At 43.6% G+C, this 17,453-nt stretch carries 13 protein-coding genes and 5 pseudogenes; 9 read left to right on the top strand and 9 right to left on the bottom strand.

The genetic code is table 11. From position 1 onward, the window contains the following. Window positions 1-15 precede the first annotated feature (15 nt). Window positions 16-180 (top strand): annotated as a pseudogene (locus R7Z78_RS20710) (integrase); the annotation flags it as partial. Further along, window positions 154-1,146: an IS630 family transposase gene (locus R7Z78_RS20705; protein ID WP_373417170.1), complete on the top strand. Its 993-nt coding sequence runs from the start codon at window positions 154-156 to the stop codon at window positions 1,144-1,146. The pseudogene R7Z78_RS20710 and the gene R7Z78_RS20705, both read left to right, overlap by 27 nt. Here R7Z78_RS20705 and R7Z78_RS20700 read toward each other — a convergent pair. Further along, window positions 1,138-2,088: pseudogene (locus tag R7Z78_RS20700) on the bottom strand (IS1634 family transposase); the annotation flags it as partial. The gene R7Z78_RS20705 and the pseudogene R7Z78_RS20700 sit on opposite strands and share 9 nt — an antisense overlap. Here R7Z78_RS20700 and R7Z78_RS20695 point away from each other — a divergent pair. Both R7Z78_RS20695 and R7Z78_RS20690 read left to right on the top strand, forming a co-directional pair. Beyond that, window positions 2,087-2,614 (top strand): sodium:calcium antiporter, encoded by a 528-nt coding sequence (locus tag R7Z78_RS20695; protein WP_318116989.1) that lies wholly within the window; start codon window positions 2,087-2,089, stop codon window positions 2,612-2,614. The pseudogene R7Z78_RS20700 and the gene R7Z78_RS20695 sit on opposite strands and share 2 nt — an antisense overlap. Window positions 2,615-2,691: 77 nt before the next feature. Further along, a complete protein-coding gene (locus R7Z78_RS20690; protein WP_004729635.1) occupies window positions 2,692-3,549 on the top strand; it encodes a mechanosensitive ion channel family protein in 858 nt (285 codons plus the stop codon). 195 nt (window positions 3,550-3,744) lie between these two features. On the opposite strand, the gene R7Z78_RS20685 is transcribed toward R7Z78_RS20690, so the two are convergent. Continuing rightward, window positions 3,745-5,388, bottom strand: coding sequence for a BCCT family transporter (locus R7Z78_RS20685; RefSeq protein ID WP_005491666.1), 1,644 nt, complete (start codon window positions 5,386-5,388; stop codon window positions 3,745-3,747). A gap of 327 nt (window positions 5,389-5,715) precedes the next feature. Here R7Z78_RS20685 and R7Z78_RS20680 point away from each other — a divergent pair. After that, window positions 5,716-5,984 (top strand): annotated as a pseudogene (locus R7Z78_RS20680) (transposase); the annotation flags it as partial. Window positions 5,985-6,204: 220 nt separating this feature from the next. Here R7Z78_RS20680 and R7Z78_RS20675 read toward each other — a convergent pair. After that, window positions 6,205-7,236, bottom strand: coding sequence for an IS110 family transposase (locus tag R7Z78_RS20675; protein ID WP_140301987.1), 1,032 nt, complete (start codon window positions 7,234-7,236; stop codon window positions 6,205-6,207). 68 nt (window positions 7,237-7,304) lie between these two features. Here R7Z78_RS20675 and R7Z78_RS20670 point away from each other — a divergent pair. Further along, window positions 7,305-8,189, top strand: a pseudogene (locus R7Z78_RS20670) (IS3 family transposase); the annotation flags it as partial. A 147-nt stretch (window positions 8,190-8,336) separates the two neighbouring features. On the opposite strand, the gene R7Z78_RS20665 reads toward R7Z78_RS20670, so the two are convergent. The 6 genes and pseudogenes from R7Z78_RS20665 to ltrA all read right to left on the bottom strand — a co-directional run bounded on the left by R7Z78_RS20665 (window position 8,337) and on the right by ltrA (window position 12,283). Next, window positions 8,337-8,639: a type II toxin-antitoxin system RelE/ParE family toxin gene (locus tag R7Z78_RS20665; RefSeq protein WP_025589567.1), complete on the bottom strand. Its 303-nt coding sequence runs from the start codon at window positions 8,637-8,639 to the stop codon at window positions 8,337-8,339. Beyond that, window positions 8,639-8,899: a type II toxin-antitoxin system Phd/YefM family antitoxin gene (locus tag R7Z78_RS20660; RefSeq protein ID WP_025589569.1), complete on the bottom strand. Its 261-nt coding sequence runs from the start codon at window positions 8,897-8,899 to the stop codon at window positions 8,639-8,641. The genes R7Z78_RS20665 and R7Z78_RS20660 overlap by 1 nt, the downstream gene beginning before the upstream one ends. A 213-nt stretch (window positions 8,900-9,112) precedes the next feature. Next, the gene (locus tag R7Z78_RS20655; protein ID WP_169643950.1) at window positions 9,113-9,319 is read right to left on the bottom strand and encodes a hypothetical protein; all 207 of its coding nucleotides are present in this window, start codon (window positions 9,317-9,319) and stop codon (window positions 9,113-9,115) included. A gap of 291 nt (window positions 9,320-9,610) precedes the next feature. After that, window positions 9,611-9,841, bottom strand: a complete 231-nt coding sequence (locus R7Z78_RS20650) for a type II toxin-antitoxin system ParD family antitoxin (RefSeq protein WP_116920665.1) — start codon at window positions 9,839-9,841, stop codon at window positions 9,611-9,613. 540 nt (window positions 9,842-10,381) lie between these two features. Further along, a pseudogene (locus tag R7Z78_RS20645) lies at window positions 10,382-10,583 on the bottom strand (IS110 family transposase); the annotation flags it as partial. Window positions 10,584-10,810: 227 nt separating this feature from the next. Beyond that, on the bottom strand, window positions 10,811-12,283 hold the full coding sequence (gene ltrA, locus R7Z78_RS20640; protein WP_064376328.1) for a group II intron reverse transcriptase/maturase: 1,473 nt from the start codon (window positions 12,281-12,283) through the stop codon (window positions 10,811-10,813). Between the two features lie 938 nt (window positions 12,284-13,221). Between ltrA and R7Z78_RS20635 the strand changes: the two genes are divergently transcribed. From R7Z78_RS20635 to R7Z78_RS20625, 3 genes are all read left to right on the top strand, one after another. Then, window positions 13,222-14,598 (top strand): GGDEF domain-containing protein, encoded by a 1,377-nt coding sequence (locus R7Z78_RS20635; protein WP_169643948.1) that lies wholly within the window; start codon window positions 13,222-13,224, stop codon window positions 14,596-14,598. Between the two features lie 392 nt (window positions 14,599-14,990). Then, complete coding sequence (locus R7Z78_RS20630) at window positions 14,991-16,670, top strand: DUF262 domain-containing protein (protein WP_140301969.1); 1,680 nt, start codon at window positions 14,991-14,993, stop codon at window positions 16,668-16,670. Window positions 16,671-17,310: 640 nt separating this feature from the next. Further along, window positions 17,311-17,453: transposase (locus R7Z78_RS20625; protein ID WP_169643946.1), on the top strand; the 143-nt coding region annotated here is incomplete at its 3' end.

The raw sequence follows: 17,453 nt of genomic DNA, 5'->3' as shown, positions 1-17,453 counted from the left end.
TCATGTCGATTAAATCACTGTGAAATCACTCCTCGAACACAGCAAAGCATCAGTCGATGGATTTACTTTGCATCCCTAGAATCAAGCAGTTTTTTGTTTCCAAGCCGTCGTCGCAAAGGTCAACCTATCAGTTACTCATTTTATCGTTCGATTATCAGGAGTTGGGCTATAAAATTGGGGGGTCGAGTGCGTGACCGCATTAAAGCAGTTTTACTTGCTTCTGAAGGTTGGAGTCAGGCTATGATTTCTCAAGCTCTTCGTATTCATGAATCGAGTGTCGCTCGCCATCTCAGCGACTATGTGCTTTCAGAAAAGCTTAAGCCTGAAAATGGGGGCAGCCAAAGCAAACTTTCAGCCACTCAAACCATGCACCTTATCGAACATTTGACTGAGCATACCTATTCTCACACTCATCAAATTGTCGCTTATGTTAAAGAGGAATTTGGTCTTAGCTATACGGTTTCAGGCATGAATAAATGGCTTCACCACAATGGTTTCAGCTACAAGCAACCAAAAGGTATCCCACACAAGTTTGATGAGACAAAACAGCAAGCATTCATAAAGGCTTATGAAGCGCTAAAGGCAAGCTGTGGCAAGGATGAATCGATAGTCTTTATCGACGCAGTTCACCCAACACTATCAACAAAAATATCTCATGGCTGGATACGAACTGGTCAGGATAAAGTGATTGAAACAACGGGTAATCGTAGCCGATTGAACATTATTGGCGCACTGAACCTTTCGGATATTGGAGCAACCATTGTTCACGATTATGAGAGCATTAACAGTGAATCGATTGTTCGTTTTTTCTGTAAGTTAAGAGAGAGTTATCCGTTAACCCATAAGCTTCATATCATCTTAGATGGTGCGGGATATCACCGAAGTGACTTAGTCAAAGATGCGGCGTTTGTCCTGAATATTGAACTGCATTATCTTCCACCTTACAGTCCAAACCTCAACCCAATAGAGCGGCTATGGAAAGTAATGGATGAGAAGTCGAGGAACAACGTTTACTTCAAAAGAAAACGGGACTTCAAGGCGGCAATAGACCAATTTTTTGCTGTGACTCTTCCAGAGATCGCAGGCTCTTTGATATCTCGAATTAATGATAATTTTCAGGTTCTCAAGCCTGCATCTTCAAGTTGATTCGGTATAGGAATAAACTGCTTCATACAGAACACCAAGAAGCTTAAGCAGCCGAGTCTGATGCTCTTGAACACCCGTTATGAAGCTTTGGCCGCCAAATTCGAGTGTGTCGATACCTTCGAATTTTAAGAATACCCAACGTGCCATCGGTTTAGTTGTCGTCTTGTTCTTTACCATGCTAGGAAAGAATTCCTCGGTCTTAGTGAGACTCTCTCGGATTTTGTGCTCTAAGCTTGCGTAGACGAGTAGGCTCAGCGTCATGATCATCAGTAGTGCCTCGATTCGCTGAGGTTTCTTCAGGAAAATTGATGATGTTAAGAACTCAGGGCTTTTCAAAAAGCGAAAGCCGCGTTCGACCTTTTGCTGAGACTTGTAATGTTCAAGCAATGCAACCATTGTTAGGTCGGTGTTGTCAGTATCGTTGGTGGCGAGAATAAACATACCTACTTTAAGCTTGGCCAGTTTCACCTTTTCTAGATCGGTATAAGGCGTAGCATCTATCAAATAGTGGTATCCCGTCGGCTTTTCATCTTTCTTCGGCCGACCACGACCTGAATAAATTGGCTCTTTAACGATGGTTGATTGCGCGAAGCCAAGCAAATGACACTGGTTGGCGAAGTCGCTCATTGCTTGCTCGGCATCCACTGCGCAAGCAAACTGCTTTTTCTTTAGTTGTCCCAGCGCTTTCAGCTCTTTGGTGATATTTTTGTCTAAGTTCTTATAAAACGTTACCTGTTCTCGCTTGGTTGCTTGTTCACTATGAATCAACAGCCACTTCTGAGATACCGAGCCATAATCAGCGTCAACCCAACAACCCGAGTAGCCATTGCCGATATGGCTCAGCTGCTCTGGCTCAAGGTTCATTAAGGCCTCTTTGGCTGATTTAATGGTCATTGGAACACGCGTAATAAACTTCTGTTGTTGCTCATCCAGTGAACGAATGCCACGGAAAAGCCAGCTACCGCCTGAAGTAGAACAACAGGTGATGCCGCAATCTATGACCTTATCCCGCGCTATTTTCTGGCTCGTTACCGGTTTGGTGTTGCTGGTCGCGAGCTCTCACACTTTAGTGTGGGGAGCGGTCAATATTGCTCAGGAACTGGGTGTCAGTGAACTGACGATTGGTCTGACGATTGTCGCTCTGGGGACTTCATTGCCGGAACTGGCGGCATCGCTTGCGGCAGCGCGTAAAGGTGAGCATGACTTGGCTGTCGGTAACGTGGTAGGCTCAAACATGTTTAATTCGCTGGCCGTGGTCGGTATTGCCGGTGCCATTGAGCCGATTTCCGATGTTGGAGCGGAAATTTTCTGGCGTGACTGGTCATCGGTCCTGTTCTGTACGGCCTTGCTGCTCTTCACTGCGGTAAAAATTGGTAAAGCAAAAACTATTTCCCGCCTGGAAGGGGGAGTGTTCGTTCTGTGTTATTTAAGTTATAACATTTACTTGATTCAAGGCAGTGTTGGTTAGCGCTGCTTAATGCTGGTGCCTGGTTGAGATATCCGGGTACCGTTTTACAACATCCATAACCCGTTACGGAGATAAAAATGGAGTTACTCGTCAGCTTTTACGAGACACATCAGGCGTTGATTCTGGATATCATCCAGAACTCAATTTTAACCCTGCTTATTTTAGTGATTGCTTCTATCGCATCAAAACTGATGCGTGCCGGTATTCAGAAAGCCATTATGAAAGTGAGCAATGGTGATGAGATTGTCGCGTCTCTGATGTCTAAAGTCGGTGGTTATATTGTCTACATTCTCGCTCTGGTCATTATTCTCGACCTGTTTGGTGTCAATACCACCAGTTTGGTTGCCTTAGTCGGTGCAGCCGGTTTGGCGATTGGCCTGGCATTAAAAGATACCCTGAGCAATATTGCTGCGGGGATTATGATTTTGTTCCTGAAACCGATAAAAAAAGGTGAATTCGTTGAGTTTGCCGGTTACAGCGGTACGGTAAAAGATATTGGTTTGTTCACCTCAGTATTTGAAACCGGTGACGGCCTGTATATTTCCAGCCCGAATCGCACCGTCTGGAACGCAACCATTCGTAACTTCAGCCGTAACGGCCGTCGTCGTATGGAAATCGTGGTAGGTATCTCTTACGAGGATTCAATTGAAACCGGCCTGAAAGTGCTTCAGGATTTAGCGCTCAGCCATGAAGCAGTCATGCTGGATCCGAAACCGCAGGTGATGGTTCAGATGCTGGCGGACAGCTCAGTGAATCTGCAACTACGCGCCTGGTGTACCACGGATAAATACTGGGAAACCTACTGGAGCATTCAGCGTCAGGTGAAAGGTAAGATTGAGGAAGCGGGTATGACCATTCCGTTCCCGCAACGTGATCTGCACATTACGATGACTCAGCCTCAAGCGCAGGAATTGCTGGGTCAGAACAAGGCCTGATGCTCAGCCATTAGCGTTTAATGCTACATAAAAAAGCCTCGCAGTTATCACTGCGAGGCTTTTTCGTATCAGTGTCTCGTCCTGAAATGTGTTTACATATTGATGACGAGAGACTGAATAGTCACTTTGTCAATGAGTGGCTCCGTTACACAAACTCGGACACGGAGCCTACCCATTGTCTTTTAAAGTAAACCGTTATTTGGCTTTCTTAACCCGCGGTTCACTCATCAGGCCTTTAATCAGCGATATTGTCGCTATCAACAAGACGATAGTGAACGGGAAGCCGGTTGTTACCGCCATCGCCTGCGCCGCAGCCAAACCACCACCCAGCAGCAATGCTATCGCTACTAAGCCTTCGAAGGTACACCAGAACACGCGCTGTGGTGTCGGTGCATCCACTTTACCGCCGGCAGCAATGGTATCGATAACCAGCGAACCTGAATCCGATGATGTGATAAAGAACACAACGACCAGTACGATACCGATGAATGATGTAATTTCATGCAGAGGCATAACTTCAAGCATTTCGAACAGTTTCAATGGCAGGTCTGCGTCCATCACGGCTTTATAACCATCGTTGACGTATTGACTGATCGCGGTACCACCGAACGCCGTCATCCAGAACACACACACGGTTGACGGAACAATCAGCACACAGACGATAAACTCGCGTACGGTTCGGCCACGTGATACACGAGCAATGAACATACCGACGAATGGTGACCATGAAATCCACCACGCCCAGTAGAACGATGTCCAGCCTTGAGAATAGTTCACATCTTCACGGCCAAATGGCATCGACAGTGCAGGGAAGTTGGTCAGATAAGCACCGATATTATCGAAAAATCCGAGCAGAATCGCGGCTGTCGGACCGATGACTACCACGAAAAACAGCAGCAGTGCAGCCAGCAGCATGTTCATTTCTGACAGGCGTTTTACGCCGCCATCAAGGCCAGCCAGTACAGACAGCAGTGCAAATGCAGTGATCACAATGATCAGAATAATTTGCGTGGTGTCAGTCAATGGGATATCAAACAGGAAGTTTAACCCGGTCGCAGCCTGAGACGCGCCGTAGCCCAGAGATGTCGCCAGACCGAAGACCGTCGCCACAATTGCCAGAATATCGATGATATGACCAGTCCAGCCCCAGACTCGTTCGCCAAACAGCGGATAGAACACTGAACGCATAGTCAGTGGTAACCCTTTGTTGAACGAGAAAATAGCCAGTCCCAGAGCCAGCAATGCGTATATTGCCCAAGGGTGAAGTGCCCAATGGTAAATCGTCGCTGCCATACCGAGCGAACGTGCGGCTTCGGTATCACCCATCGCACCACCCAGTGGTGCCCAGTCGGTACGCACACCATTTTCCAGTGTGGTGCCGCCCAGCGCGGTAGTGAAATGGGTCATGGGTTCAGAAACGCCAAAGAAGACCAGGCCAATCCCCATGCCGGCCGCAAATAACATCGCCAGCCATCCTGAATAGGAATAATCCGGAGTGGCATCGGTACCGCCGATTCTGACCCGGCCTAACGGTGATATGGCCAGTCCGAGACAGACGACAACAAAAATGTTACCTGATAACAAGAAGAACCAATCAAGACTTGAGGTGAGCCAAGATCTTAAGTGAAGAAACAGGGGTTCGACTTGTTCGCGAAAGATTAGGGTTGCAAATACAAAGATGACAATCGCTAAGCCTGAGACGGCGAAAACCCGGTTATGAATGTCCAGGCCAAACGGACCGGCGGAAAGAACGACGTTGTCCTGACCAACGGTATAATCCGTATCGATTGGGTTTGCTTTGCCACTAGGGTGGGGAACACCACCGTTATCGCTACTCATTTTCTCTCCATTGTTGGTTATAAAAATTCACTAGATGTCGTGAGAAGCTAAGCACTCAGATAATGTGAGTGCTTCTCTTTTTCCAAGAAAATGATTTAGGTCATTTCCATTGGATATAAAACTCTCCTAATATAAAAAATACCCAGTTAGTACTGCCATAAATCACCATCTGAGATGGAAAAAATAATGAAAAACATGGCATTAAAAGGACCTTATTATTGTCCGTTATCTTACTGGTTGCAATCTCCGTTGCATTGGCCAATTTTGATCCGCACCAGCAGTTTTGGACACCGAGTTAAGTGAGTACAATCACTAACGAGGTGAAGCATGACAAGCAAGAAAAAACGTATTATCCATTCTCCTGAATTTAAAGCAGAAGCACTGAAGCTAGCAGATAAAGTGGGAGTCGCTGCGGCAGCGAGGCAACTCTCGTTACACGAATCTCAGATCTACGGTTGGCGTAAGGCCGCGAAGAAAGACACCAGTACCAGTCAGCGGGAAAAAGATCTAGCCGCTGAAGTCGCCAAGCTTAAAAGGCAATTGGCTGAGCAAGCTGAAGAGCTAGATATAGTAAAAAAGGCCGCCACCTACTTCGTATATGGAATCCACGGGTTTTACAAGATAAAAATGTGCAATGGATAAGATGCGGTCGTATATTCGGTTTCTTATTGAAAGCTACCTTCTAACCTTTGATGTGTACGCACCTACTGTCCTTGTCGCGAAAGAAGCTTTTAAAAGCATTGCGAAGTAGTCAGGGTCTCAGTAGGCTGGTCTAACCATTGAACATCATTATTTGTAATCTGTTAATTCATATAGCTAAATAGATAATGGCTTTGGCTGATAAGCCGTTTCATAGTGGAGCATTGCCCAAGCTGTCCTGACCGTCTTGTTTGCCAAAGCGATACAGGCTCTTTTGAACCCAACCCTATCGACCAACTTGATAAGCCATGCCTGCTTCTGGTTTTTTGGCGATTCGGGCAATCGGTAAATATATGCCATGGCACCAAGGTATAGCATTGAACGGAGATCTTTGACACCGCCAAATTTATCTATGCCCAGCATCGTCACTTTACCGCCTGAACTGTATTGTTTCGGTGTTAGCCCAACAAACGCTGAAGCTTGCCGTCCATTGGTAAATTGCGTTCCGTTACCTAAAGTAGCGTAGAGCATGGAAGCTGTTGTTTCACCGACACCTTCCAGTGCCATGAGTCTTTTGCAAGGTTCTATCTGACGAGTTGTCGAGTTCATGGATTTCTGGAGCTTGCTCAGTTCATCTTTCAGGTTAAGGTATTGCTGCCATAGCATCGACAAGGTTGTGACCAAGCTTGCTGGCAAAACATCACTTTCATAGAGTGTTGAAGTGACCAATTCAGCCAGCCCTTTAGTACCTTTGGCTTTGACGATACCGTACTCGTTAATAATGCCTCGGATGTGCAGCCCCAATGACACTATGGTTTTTGATAGAAACTGACGATTTGCTTCAAGAGACATCAAGGTTTGTTGCTCCATTGATTTGGGCTTGCTGTATTTTATTCCCATCTGGAGCGCCGCATTAGCGATGGCAAGAGCATCATTGGCATCAGTTTTATGGCCATCAACATATGCCTTTACCTTTTTCGGATTGATTATCCGTACTTCGTGTCCGAAAGACTCAGCGTATCTGCCCCAGTAGTGGCAACTAGCGCAGCCTTCTAGAGCAACAAGAGATGGCTTGGATTTAGCGAGTAACTCCTTAAGTTTCTGCCTGCTTACTGCTTTGTTACTGAGCAGTTCTCCTTGGCGGCTAATATGGCAAACCTGTAACACGTTTTTTGCTAAATCTATACCGATGACGTTCGTTCTTAGCATGATGACACCTCGTTTTCATGTTCCTGCCTATGCTTAAGTTTTGCAGAGAATGAGTGGATTCCATACATCGCGAAAAATCTAAAGTAGATTGCTACGAATTTATGCTCGAACACCTGCTGTGCTTCAATGTTGTCCGTATGGCTAAGGTGTTCGGGGTATCTCGAAGTGGGTTTTATTACTGGATTAAGCACCGCCACAAGGCTATCCAGCGCGAGGCAAGTCGCCAAGAGCTTGATATCAAGGTCAAGGAGGCGTTTGACAGCAGCAAAGGCCGAGATGGTGCGAGGCGCATTCAAAAAGAACTGGCTGAGAACGGTAATAGTCATAATGTTAAAACCATTGCAGCCAGCATGAAGCGTCAGGATTTGACTCCGAAAGCCGCACGCAAGTTTAAGTGTACAACAGACAGCAAGCATAAAATGCCTGTTGCTCCGAACCTGCTGGCTCAGGACTTCAACGCAGCGGCTCCGAATCAAAAGTGGGCGGGTGACATCACCTACGTTGCCACAAGCGAAGGTTGGCTGTACTTGGCGGTAATTATTGATCTTTACTCAAGACAAGTAGTCGGCTGGTCTATGGATACCAGAATGACTGCTACGCTGGTCTGCGATGCGCTATCAATGGCCTTGTTCCGTCGCGGATTCCCTGAGCAAGTTATCGTTCACAGTGATCGAGGTAGCCAGTATTGCTCAAAAGACTATCGAGACCTCATGACCGCTTATAATCTAAAGCAAAGTATGAGTAGAAAAGGAAACTGCTGGGACAACGCTTGTGTTGAGAGCTTCTTCCATTCAATGAAAGTTGAAGCGATCCAATATGAGCCGATCATGACGCGAGACGAGATGCGCCAAGCGATCTTCGAATACATAGAGGTTGATTATAATCAGACGAGAAGGCACAGTGCTCTCGGGTATCTAAGCCCAGTTAACTTTGAACAACAAAATGTCGCTTAATGGAGTGTCCAGTCTGGCTGGAGCAGATCAGATAGAATCTGGCTAAGCGCACTGTGCGACTTAAAAGCAAACCACAAGGAAACTCGGCTTAATACATTTGAGTTAAGTGAAAGTGTCGTATTTAGATTAAGCGAAAAAGGATAAAAGCTATATCTGTTGCTGGAAATGTTTAGCAGGAGACATATTTCGGCCAAGAACCGCAGCAATCACGATATGGTCAGATTTTTTAATGTAGTAAATCACATGATGTTTTAATGGAAAGCGGCAGTAACCAATTCCCAGCTCGGGCATATCGATCCCAATCAACTCGTTGTTGGCCAACAGCGTCATTGAACGTTTTAGCTCCCCGAAATAACTAGTCCACTGCACACTACCCCAATTTTCAAGGGTGTAACGACGAATATCAACCAGGTCAGTTTGTGCGGCTGGCGCCAGTTTATATTGTGCCATTAGTCAAACTTGCCCTGGTCCAAGTCGTTCATAAATGTTTCGCCATCGACCAAATCACCATTTGCGATATCTCGCTCAGCTTGTTCAAAGCGTGATCTCACCATTGCCATCTTCAAAGCTTCAAGTTGTTCGTACTCTTCACATGACATGACGACGGCCACCGGTGATCCATTTTTACTAATTTGTACAGGTTCTCGCTGTACTTTCATCAGTAAATCACCAAACTTGGTTTTTGCTGTGTTTGCGGTTAACGATTGCATAGTGTGCTCCTTTTTTGTTCATTATAAACGAATCATTCGATTCATACGAATCATTTGAAACGAATGGTGTAGATGGTTGTTCAGAAAGGTGTAACTAACTATCTTTCAAAACGCATAAAAAATCCGATATCAGATAGCTAATATCGGATTCTTAAGTCTTTTAAAGATCGATCAAATGCTCTCGAAAATTTCTTAACAGATCGATATTGCCATCTAAGGAGCGTTTTTGTCATCTTTCTTAGTAAGCAGTTTATCACACCATGTAATAATTTTATCTGCTTTCAATGTCATTACACCGACAGCCATCATTGCAAAAATGTATATCCAAGCCATAACACTCATCCAGTTGGCCACGTTGTCACTGATCACGATGAAAAGCGCACTACATGAAAGTACAATAAAAATAATTCGAAAAAGCATACAAGCCTCTTTGTCATTGGTTTTATCATCTAACGTACCATGAGATTTAAATTTCCAAACTGGATATCCACACATCAGGAAAAAATCGATACAGTCGTTTTTATTGGTGTATGGATGCTACAAGCGCAGCGCATTAGCTTAATCATTTTTATTTGTAAAACTCACTCACTGGTTACACTGTCACTTAAATAAAGTTTATGACTTTGTACTTCTCCCTGTAATGTGGAATAAATATCAAATCTCATGTATTCGTAAATATCTCCAAAATCATCTGCCGCTTTCTGGGAGAGTTTATACATGCAGTCGAGCCTTTCTTTTTGCTGCAATGTCTTTTAAAGACAAAGAGCACTCTCCACTTGCCTCGCCTTCATCAAGAGCTTTTCTCAATAAGTCTTGTTGTTCAAGCAATCGTAATGCACTTCTCATCACTTCACTTGTTGAGCAGTAGCGGCCTGTTGCGATCATTCGTTCAATAAAACCATCGAGCGATCCGCCAATGGTGACACTTGTTGTTCTGCCCATAAAACCACCTGTGTTAATTATTAACACATCAAATATACAGCAGACGATGACTCGATTATCTTTTTTAAACTCCAAAGTTTTGGATTTTTTAAATGTCGTGATAGCGTAATTGGAATTTAAAAATTTTAGCAAAATCGACGTAAACCATCGCCCAGTACGGGCGGTGATATAAGTCGAAATTGCGATAGCAATTTAAATGCTATACTCTTAATTATCTGTAACGAAAACCAAGTGCAGAAGATAAAACCAATTTTCAACTGACTGACCAAGAAGACCCCACATAGCCTAGTAGCAGATTGTGGCAAGGGAACCGTTATGGCGCAGCAGTTTAAAGTTATCAACGCGGCTGGACGGTCGTGTCTGCTTGTGGAGGCTTACGTAAGACTCGATATTTTGAGCTATAGCCTGCGAAACAAGAAGCATCGCCTGATAAGGCGGTGAGAAGTCACACGACAGTCCTATTTGGACTGTTACTAACATGGTTTATCTTTTCGTTGTTCATCATCTCATCAAGGGTGAACGGTTACCGGAAATGGACAAAAGTGTTTTAGTACCTTTTGCTTTGACGATACCGTACTCGTTAATGATGCCTCGGATGTGCAGCCCCCAATGACACTATGGTTTTTGATAGAAACTGGCGATTTGCTTCAAGAGACATCAAGGTTTGTTGCTCCATTTATTTGGGCTTGCTGTATTTTATTCCTATCTGGAGCGCCGCATTAGCGATGGCAAGAGCATCATTTGTCGGTGGACAACAAAGTTTGAAACTCGAACAATAAAGATTAGAACTATGACAATAAAGTACGAAACTTTTCGGTGCCATTTGTCGTAGTTTGCCTTCTTCTCTGAGACGATTTTGTCGAGTAGACGACACCTGTTACCAAGTGTCGCCCCTCTAAGAACCCAGCGTGCAACTTTCACCGCACTAGGCTCAAGCCTTCACGAAGGCACCAGTTGGTACCCAGCAACTTATAAAGCAGCGAGAGTAGGCTCACGCCAAGAGTTACGACATAACTTCTTTGATTTTCTCTTTGCCAAGTATTCTTGGTATTGAGGATCAAAAGGCGTTACAGCACTCCTGATTTTCACATGCCTCTCAATCGGCACCTTAGCTATTTGAAACAGATTGAACTGACAATCCATATCCATGATCTTCTGCCAACCGTGAAACTGCCATTGACCTTGACGGTTGATGAAGTATTTAAGGGCAATCCAAGTTCTAGACTTAGTCGGATGACGCCTTTTAGCCCAGTGCCATAACGCATGGAATAGCTTGTGACCTACATATCCGAATACCTGTTTAGCAACGCAGTGTCGATAGTAATTCGACCAACCCCTGAGTTTCGGATTTATCAACTTGATTAGATCGTTAACAGGGATGGTTGCGTGCTTCTTGATGAGTTCGCGCAAGTTACTCAAGAGCATCAATGTGTTGGATTTGCTCGGTTTAATGAGCAGTTTTCCTTTGTACTTCCGATGATTAAAACCTAGGAAGTCAAAACCACGGCTGATGTGGGTAATGTGCGTTTTCTCTTCGGAGAGTGTTAAGCCTCTTTCTGCTAAGAAATCAGCAATCAACGGTTTGATATCGTTCTCCAGCACTTCCTTTGAAGCACAGGTGACGACGAAATCGTCGGCGTATCCAATAAAGTTGGCTCTCGCACCCTTTTTTAGTGCGGTAGACTTTATGCGCTGTTCAAGCCCTGCAAGTGTCATTAACATCAAGGTCGGAGATATGACCCCGCCTTGTGGTGTTCCCTCGTCAGTGCGATAGAACAGTCCTTTGTCCATAAAACCAGACTTTAACCATTGTTCCAACATGCGTTTATCTACGGCAATGTTATTCATAAGCCATTGATGTCCGATTTTATCGAAACAGGCTTTGATGTCTCCCTCAAGCACCCATTGCGCGGATCTCTTTTGACTTAAACAGATGAAACACTGAGCAATTGCATCAGCAGTACTTCTATTGGGTCGAAAACCGTAGCTATTGGGATCGGCAAGTGTTTCTGATACTGGCTCCAGTGCAAGAAGATGAAGCGCTTGCTGTGCTCTATCAACCATGCACGGGATACCCAGCGGCCTGAGTTTACCGTTTTTCTTGGGGATGTAGATACGCTTGAGTGGTTTGGCTTGATAAGCTTTCCTGCTCAATTGATTGACTGCTTTCATGCGGCGCGTATCCGTATTCCAGATAGCGCCGTCTATTCCAGGCGTTTTACTGCCTTTATTTTGTGATACTCGCTTAACAGCAAGAAGTTTTGCTGAACGCGAGTGAGTCAATATCCACTGCAATGCTTTCGCTTTGCCGTGTTTACCTTCTCGTGTTGCCTTTGCAATACGCATCTGAAGCTTTAAAACATGGGATTCAACGGCTTTCCAATTGATGGATTGCCATTGAGCACTGTCAGGAGAGGCACTAATCTCTTTTGAAATCATCATTTGCGTTTCTCCTTGAATAAAGTTCTTCAAATTATCTTGCAATGGAAGACCAGTCGGAAGTCAGCCCACTTTCGTGATCAGATATGAATCTGTATCTGCATCGTTACAATGCAGCCTTCGCTTTTTCCAACATCCTCTACCTGCATCACTATCGGCCACAGAGGCTTTCCCAGAGGGAGTAATACAGGCTTACCGTGTTCCGTATGTTACGCAATGTCAGGGTAGATGCTCGCTATGGTGCGGAGAGTTCAATGATCACGAAAGAGCATGGGGCAATCTCTTTCCGACTCTCTTGCCTTTTGGCTACAGCGTATTAACCACTTCCGCTGTTTCAACGTATAACGCACCTTATGCGAATTCACGTATGTTCATCATGCTGACTACCTAGCACTCACCCAATTTTGTGGTTATCAGGAGGATCGTCCTCTCACGATTTAGATCCCGACTGGTACATGACCAGTCTTCGTTACATTGTCAGACTCGCTACTTTATTCAGAGTCCTAGGTTCATCTGGTGATACAGATGGTTCACACATTAAGCGGTGAACAGCGCTTCATACGACTTCACGTCGCACGCCCCAAAACGTGTTTAGAACACATGAAGCCATCATGAGAATTATTTTGGCAACAGCTTGTTGCCAAATTGTCCAAAACCTATTTGTGCAGCATGCTACTGCACAATTGGGAAACAGCTTGTTTCATAAATCACTTATGCCCCAAAGTTTGTCAGAGCTTGTTTCTTAAATAATGCCGCCAGTCGCTCTTCAGCTTACTTTTCCTAATGTCATAATGATCTTTGATGAGTTGTAAATGAGACTCATAAATTCGTTCACAATGGGTGAAACAGCACATTGGTATGTTCCGCCTGGTTGCATATCGTGGGCTAATTATTAAACTAAGCTACTTAAAATGCAGCTTACACTAAACGAGCGACTACACATGCAGTCCAAAAAACAGAATCTTATTAGCAAAGCGTTGAAGCTCAGTATTATTGGGTATGGTTGCGTATTGCTTGTTTGTTCTCTACTTATCCTTTCTTACTTTCTTGAGTTGGAATGGATTTATCGTCCAGTCGCTAATGGTCCCGCGACTCATCCCTTGACCACTATAATGCTACTAGTGTTGTCACTAGCTGGTGTTTTAATAAGAACATCGACTAAGTGGGCTGGATTTTTATTAGTCTTTGCTGGTATTTGTTTGGTTACACGTCTTCAGCAAGAATTGACGGGAAATAACATTGTCGATGAAATCCTTAGCCTGAATGCTACTTTTTCCCACTTACTAAACATGTCTGCACCGATGAAAATGGGTAGTAACACCACATACATGCTTAGCTCCATCTTCATTGCATTGGTTTTCATGTTAAGGCGACGGTTTTGCTACCTCACACAAGTGATAGCGATTTGCTCCATTTTTTTACCACTACTATCGGTGATCGGATACCTCTACAACGTTGATAATTTTTATGGCCAAATGTCTCCTACAACGACTGTATTAGGAATGGTGCTGAGTATTTCAACCATATGCTTAGAGTCTAACAAAGGCATTGTACACGCATTGCTTGCTCCTACTTTTGGTGCCCGTATTGTTCGTTGGCAATTGATTATAGGTGGGGGGATATTCTTAGTTGGTGGGTACACAATCACTCATATACAAGAACAAGAAAAGGCGATTGCTCTATATGTCGTTTCAGTATGTTTTTGTTTCATTCTCATTATGTTAGTAAGTGCGGTGTCATATGAGCAGTATGACAAGCAACGGAGAGCATTAGAAGAAGAGCTTTCTGTTAGCGCTATTACGGATAAGCTAACGAATGTAAATAATAGAATGGCCTTAGATAAAGATATGAGCCTTCTCGTAAACAGGCGTCCAGAGCAAAAAAAGGAAATTTCAGTTTTATTGATAGATGTCGATCATTTTAAGACATTTAATGACACATATGGTCACTTAGTCGGTGATAACGTGCTTAAAACAGTTGCTCAGACCTTAAAGGCTAATATACGTAATACAGATGCTGTATATCGCTACGGTGGTGAGGAGTTTGTCGTAGTGTTATTAAAATGCGAATTACATAAAGCTGCCCAGATAGCGGAGAAGCTTAGAAAGAAAGTATTTGAAAAAAACTTGAGTCCTATCTTGGAAGTAACTTCACACACACACATTTCGGTATCAATTGGTTGTTCTAGTTTATCTCAAGCTAATAGTGCTGATGAGGTTTTCAAACTAGCTGACAAGGCTTTGTATACAGCAAAAGAAAATGGTCGCAATCAAGTCTGTATTGGAGAAATAATCAATAAATGCCAATTTGGAACGTGATGCATCCCAGTTTTTATAATCTAGTCACGTTGAATACTATTTTGCAATTGGACACAGTTAATGCTCCAAATGCTAACTTAGCAAATCATCAAACCCGTTTTGTCCAGCCCCTTCACAGTGCACAAGCACTAGTAGGGCAGCGCAACTCAAATTTGCCCCGTTTTGCGTTACGGAAAGCAAACCTCTTCAGCCTCATTTCAAAAGTTTTCGATAGATTTACTAATGCTAAATGCGACGTATATAGGAATATACGTTTTGTCATTTTTCCTGCTTTTGGGTAGCTCAAATTTGAAGATACGCTGATTAAATCATTGTCTTATGCAATCAATTTGGCATTATCGGTGATAAATAGAGTAAAAGCATCCTGCTTGACGATTAGACAAGGAAAAATGATGGAAGCAAGAAATAGAGCACTCCCCGATTGGATGACACGAATTCGAACAAGGCAAATTGTCCTTCCTCGCTTTCAAAGATTTGAAGCTTGGAGTTATGGGCAAATTACTTCTTTACTAAACACCGTTCTAAAACAGCTTCCAGCCGGCGCAATTTTAACTCTCGAGATTGGCGAGAAAGAACCATTCATATCTCGACCGATTGTAGGTGCGCCAGCGGAAGGTGAGAAAATTATTGAGCATCTTTTGGACGGCCAGCAACGATTAACCTCCTTTTGGAGGGCTTTGAACGATCTATACGAAGATAGAACTTATTTAATTAAAATTGAGGAAGATGAGGAGCTAGAACTTCCATTTTTTGCGACCTCAATATCTCGATACGAGAAGAATGGAGAGAGATACCCTTTGTGGGCAAACTCCCCTAGCGAAATGTGGAGTAGAAGGCTTATACCAGTATACCTTTTGCGCCCTGATACCGACGCGGAAAAATTGTTCAAAGGTTGGGCCAAAGAAGCTTCAAATGGAGACATGGACTCACTTCTTGAAATCAATGATCTTGGAAACAAGCTTCGTAGCAAATTCTCAATATTCAACATTCCATTCCTGTCTTTACCTGTATCAACAAAGCCAGAAGTCGCGTTAGATGTGTTTATTCAAATGAACACATCATCTTCACCGCTTACACCGTTTGATATAGTTGTCGCACAAATTGAAGCTGCGTCCGGAAAATCTCTTCATGGTTATATAGAAGAACTTAAAAAAGATGTTCCTTATTTGAGCCGATATAACGCACCCGAAGATATTGTTCTCGCAGTTGCTGCCTTGGTGAGCAATAAGCTACCTTCCAAAGGTACTTACCTGATGAGTGAGTTTGCGACTTCGTTCGATGAAAACTGGTTGACGATTAAAACAGGAATCAAAAAGGCGGTCTCATTTCTTACTGATGAAAAGATTTTGGATTCTAGGCGCCTCCCTAGTGATGTCGTAGTTTACGTACTTGCGGCTCTATGGGGAAAAGCAGATGAAGGACTAGATAAAGAAGGGGAAATTCGTTCGACTCTTAGAAAGTATATTTGGCGCTCTTTTTTTACAGAAAGATATGATCGTACAACCAATAGTAGAGCATTTGCCGATTATAAAGAGTTATTGAATGTCATCACTACTGGTAAGGGAGCACCAGAAATATTTGACGAAGCACTGTATCCAATAGCTGGCGAAGAAGAAATTAAGTCAGCGGGTTGGCCGTACAGGAAAGATCGTTTGGCTAGAGCTATTCTAGCTGTTGGATTAAAATCTGGAGGTTTTGATTTTGCTGATGGTGCTCCTGCCTCGTATGAAAACGTTTTAGTAAGAGAGTATCACCATGTCTTTCCACAGGCTTGGCTTAAGGATAAGGACTACAAAGATTATCAAATCAACAGAGCCCTAAACTGTGCACTGATTTCGTGGAGAACAAATAGAAATATATCTGCAAAAACGCCGTCAGATTATATTTCAGAAAGAATGGAGGCATCTTCACTTGGCCAACCAGAAGTCGAGAGGCGCCTCGAGTCACATTTAATTCCGGTCGTGAAGTTAATGAATAATAACTATGAAGAGTTCTTAACGGAAAGAGCGTTACTCATGAAAAAGGTTGCTGACAAGCTGTGTAGCGGTCAAATAGTAGAAGGGAAGCTTTAAAAACATAAGAGTCCTTATGCGATAAATAATAAATAGTATTCTTTTGGCTGTTGACGCAGCCAAAAGATCGGGAATAATAAAGTCAGCGATTAGATTTCCCCAAACTCAACTAATCTGAACCGCACGATTTAGGACACAAACTCTAAACCACTTCTGTCCAGAAGCGACTTACCAATCCAATTAAAATTTCACTCTCACCGCATAACTATTATTAACGTCACATGAGTTATATTTGGGTAAATTACGACTGATTGAAATCGCAAATTTGTTAGACGAAACCAATAATGGGGCATTTCTGTGTTTCATGCCCCATCAGCAAGCCTCTAGATATAAGTTTTCCTGAGCATCGTTTCTTTAACGTCACACAGAAGGGTGATTTACCATCCACGAATGCAACTGCTGGGCTTTATTTAGTGCGATACTAATTTCTTCCAATACTGAGTCAAAACTCTGTTCTGCGATTGATATTTGAGGTAATGGTGTTTCTATGTTTACTGATTTTCCCGACTTTATGATTCGATATCCACTACGTTCCAAACCTTCAAATTGACTTTTGATATCGGCTTTGTTGCTTAAATCGATGGAACTAAATCAAGAAGCTACGATCTGATCGGCTACACCCATTAATCGTCGTAGCCTCATGCCTAAACCTCGTTACAAAACAACTAACTGGACGCAGTACAACAAAGCCTTAATAAACCGTGGCTCTCTGACCTTTTGGATTGATGAGGAAGCGATAGCCGAGTGGAAGCAAAACAAACAAGGCAAGCGCGGCAGACCTCG

Origin of the sequence: Vibrio sp. 1167, assembly GCF_033340375.1 — a bacterium.
Classification (GTDB): domain Bacteria; phylum Pseudomonadota; class Gammaproteobacteria; order Enterobacterales; family Vibrionaceae; genus Vibrio; species Vibrio alginolyticus.
Note: the sequence above shows the minus strand (reverse complement) of the source record. Positions and strands in the feature narration are given on the sequence as shown.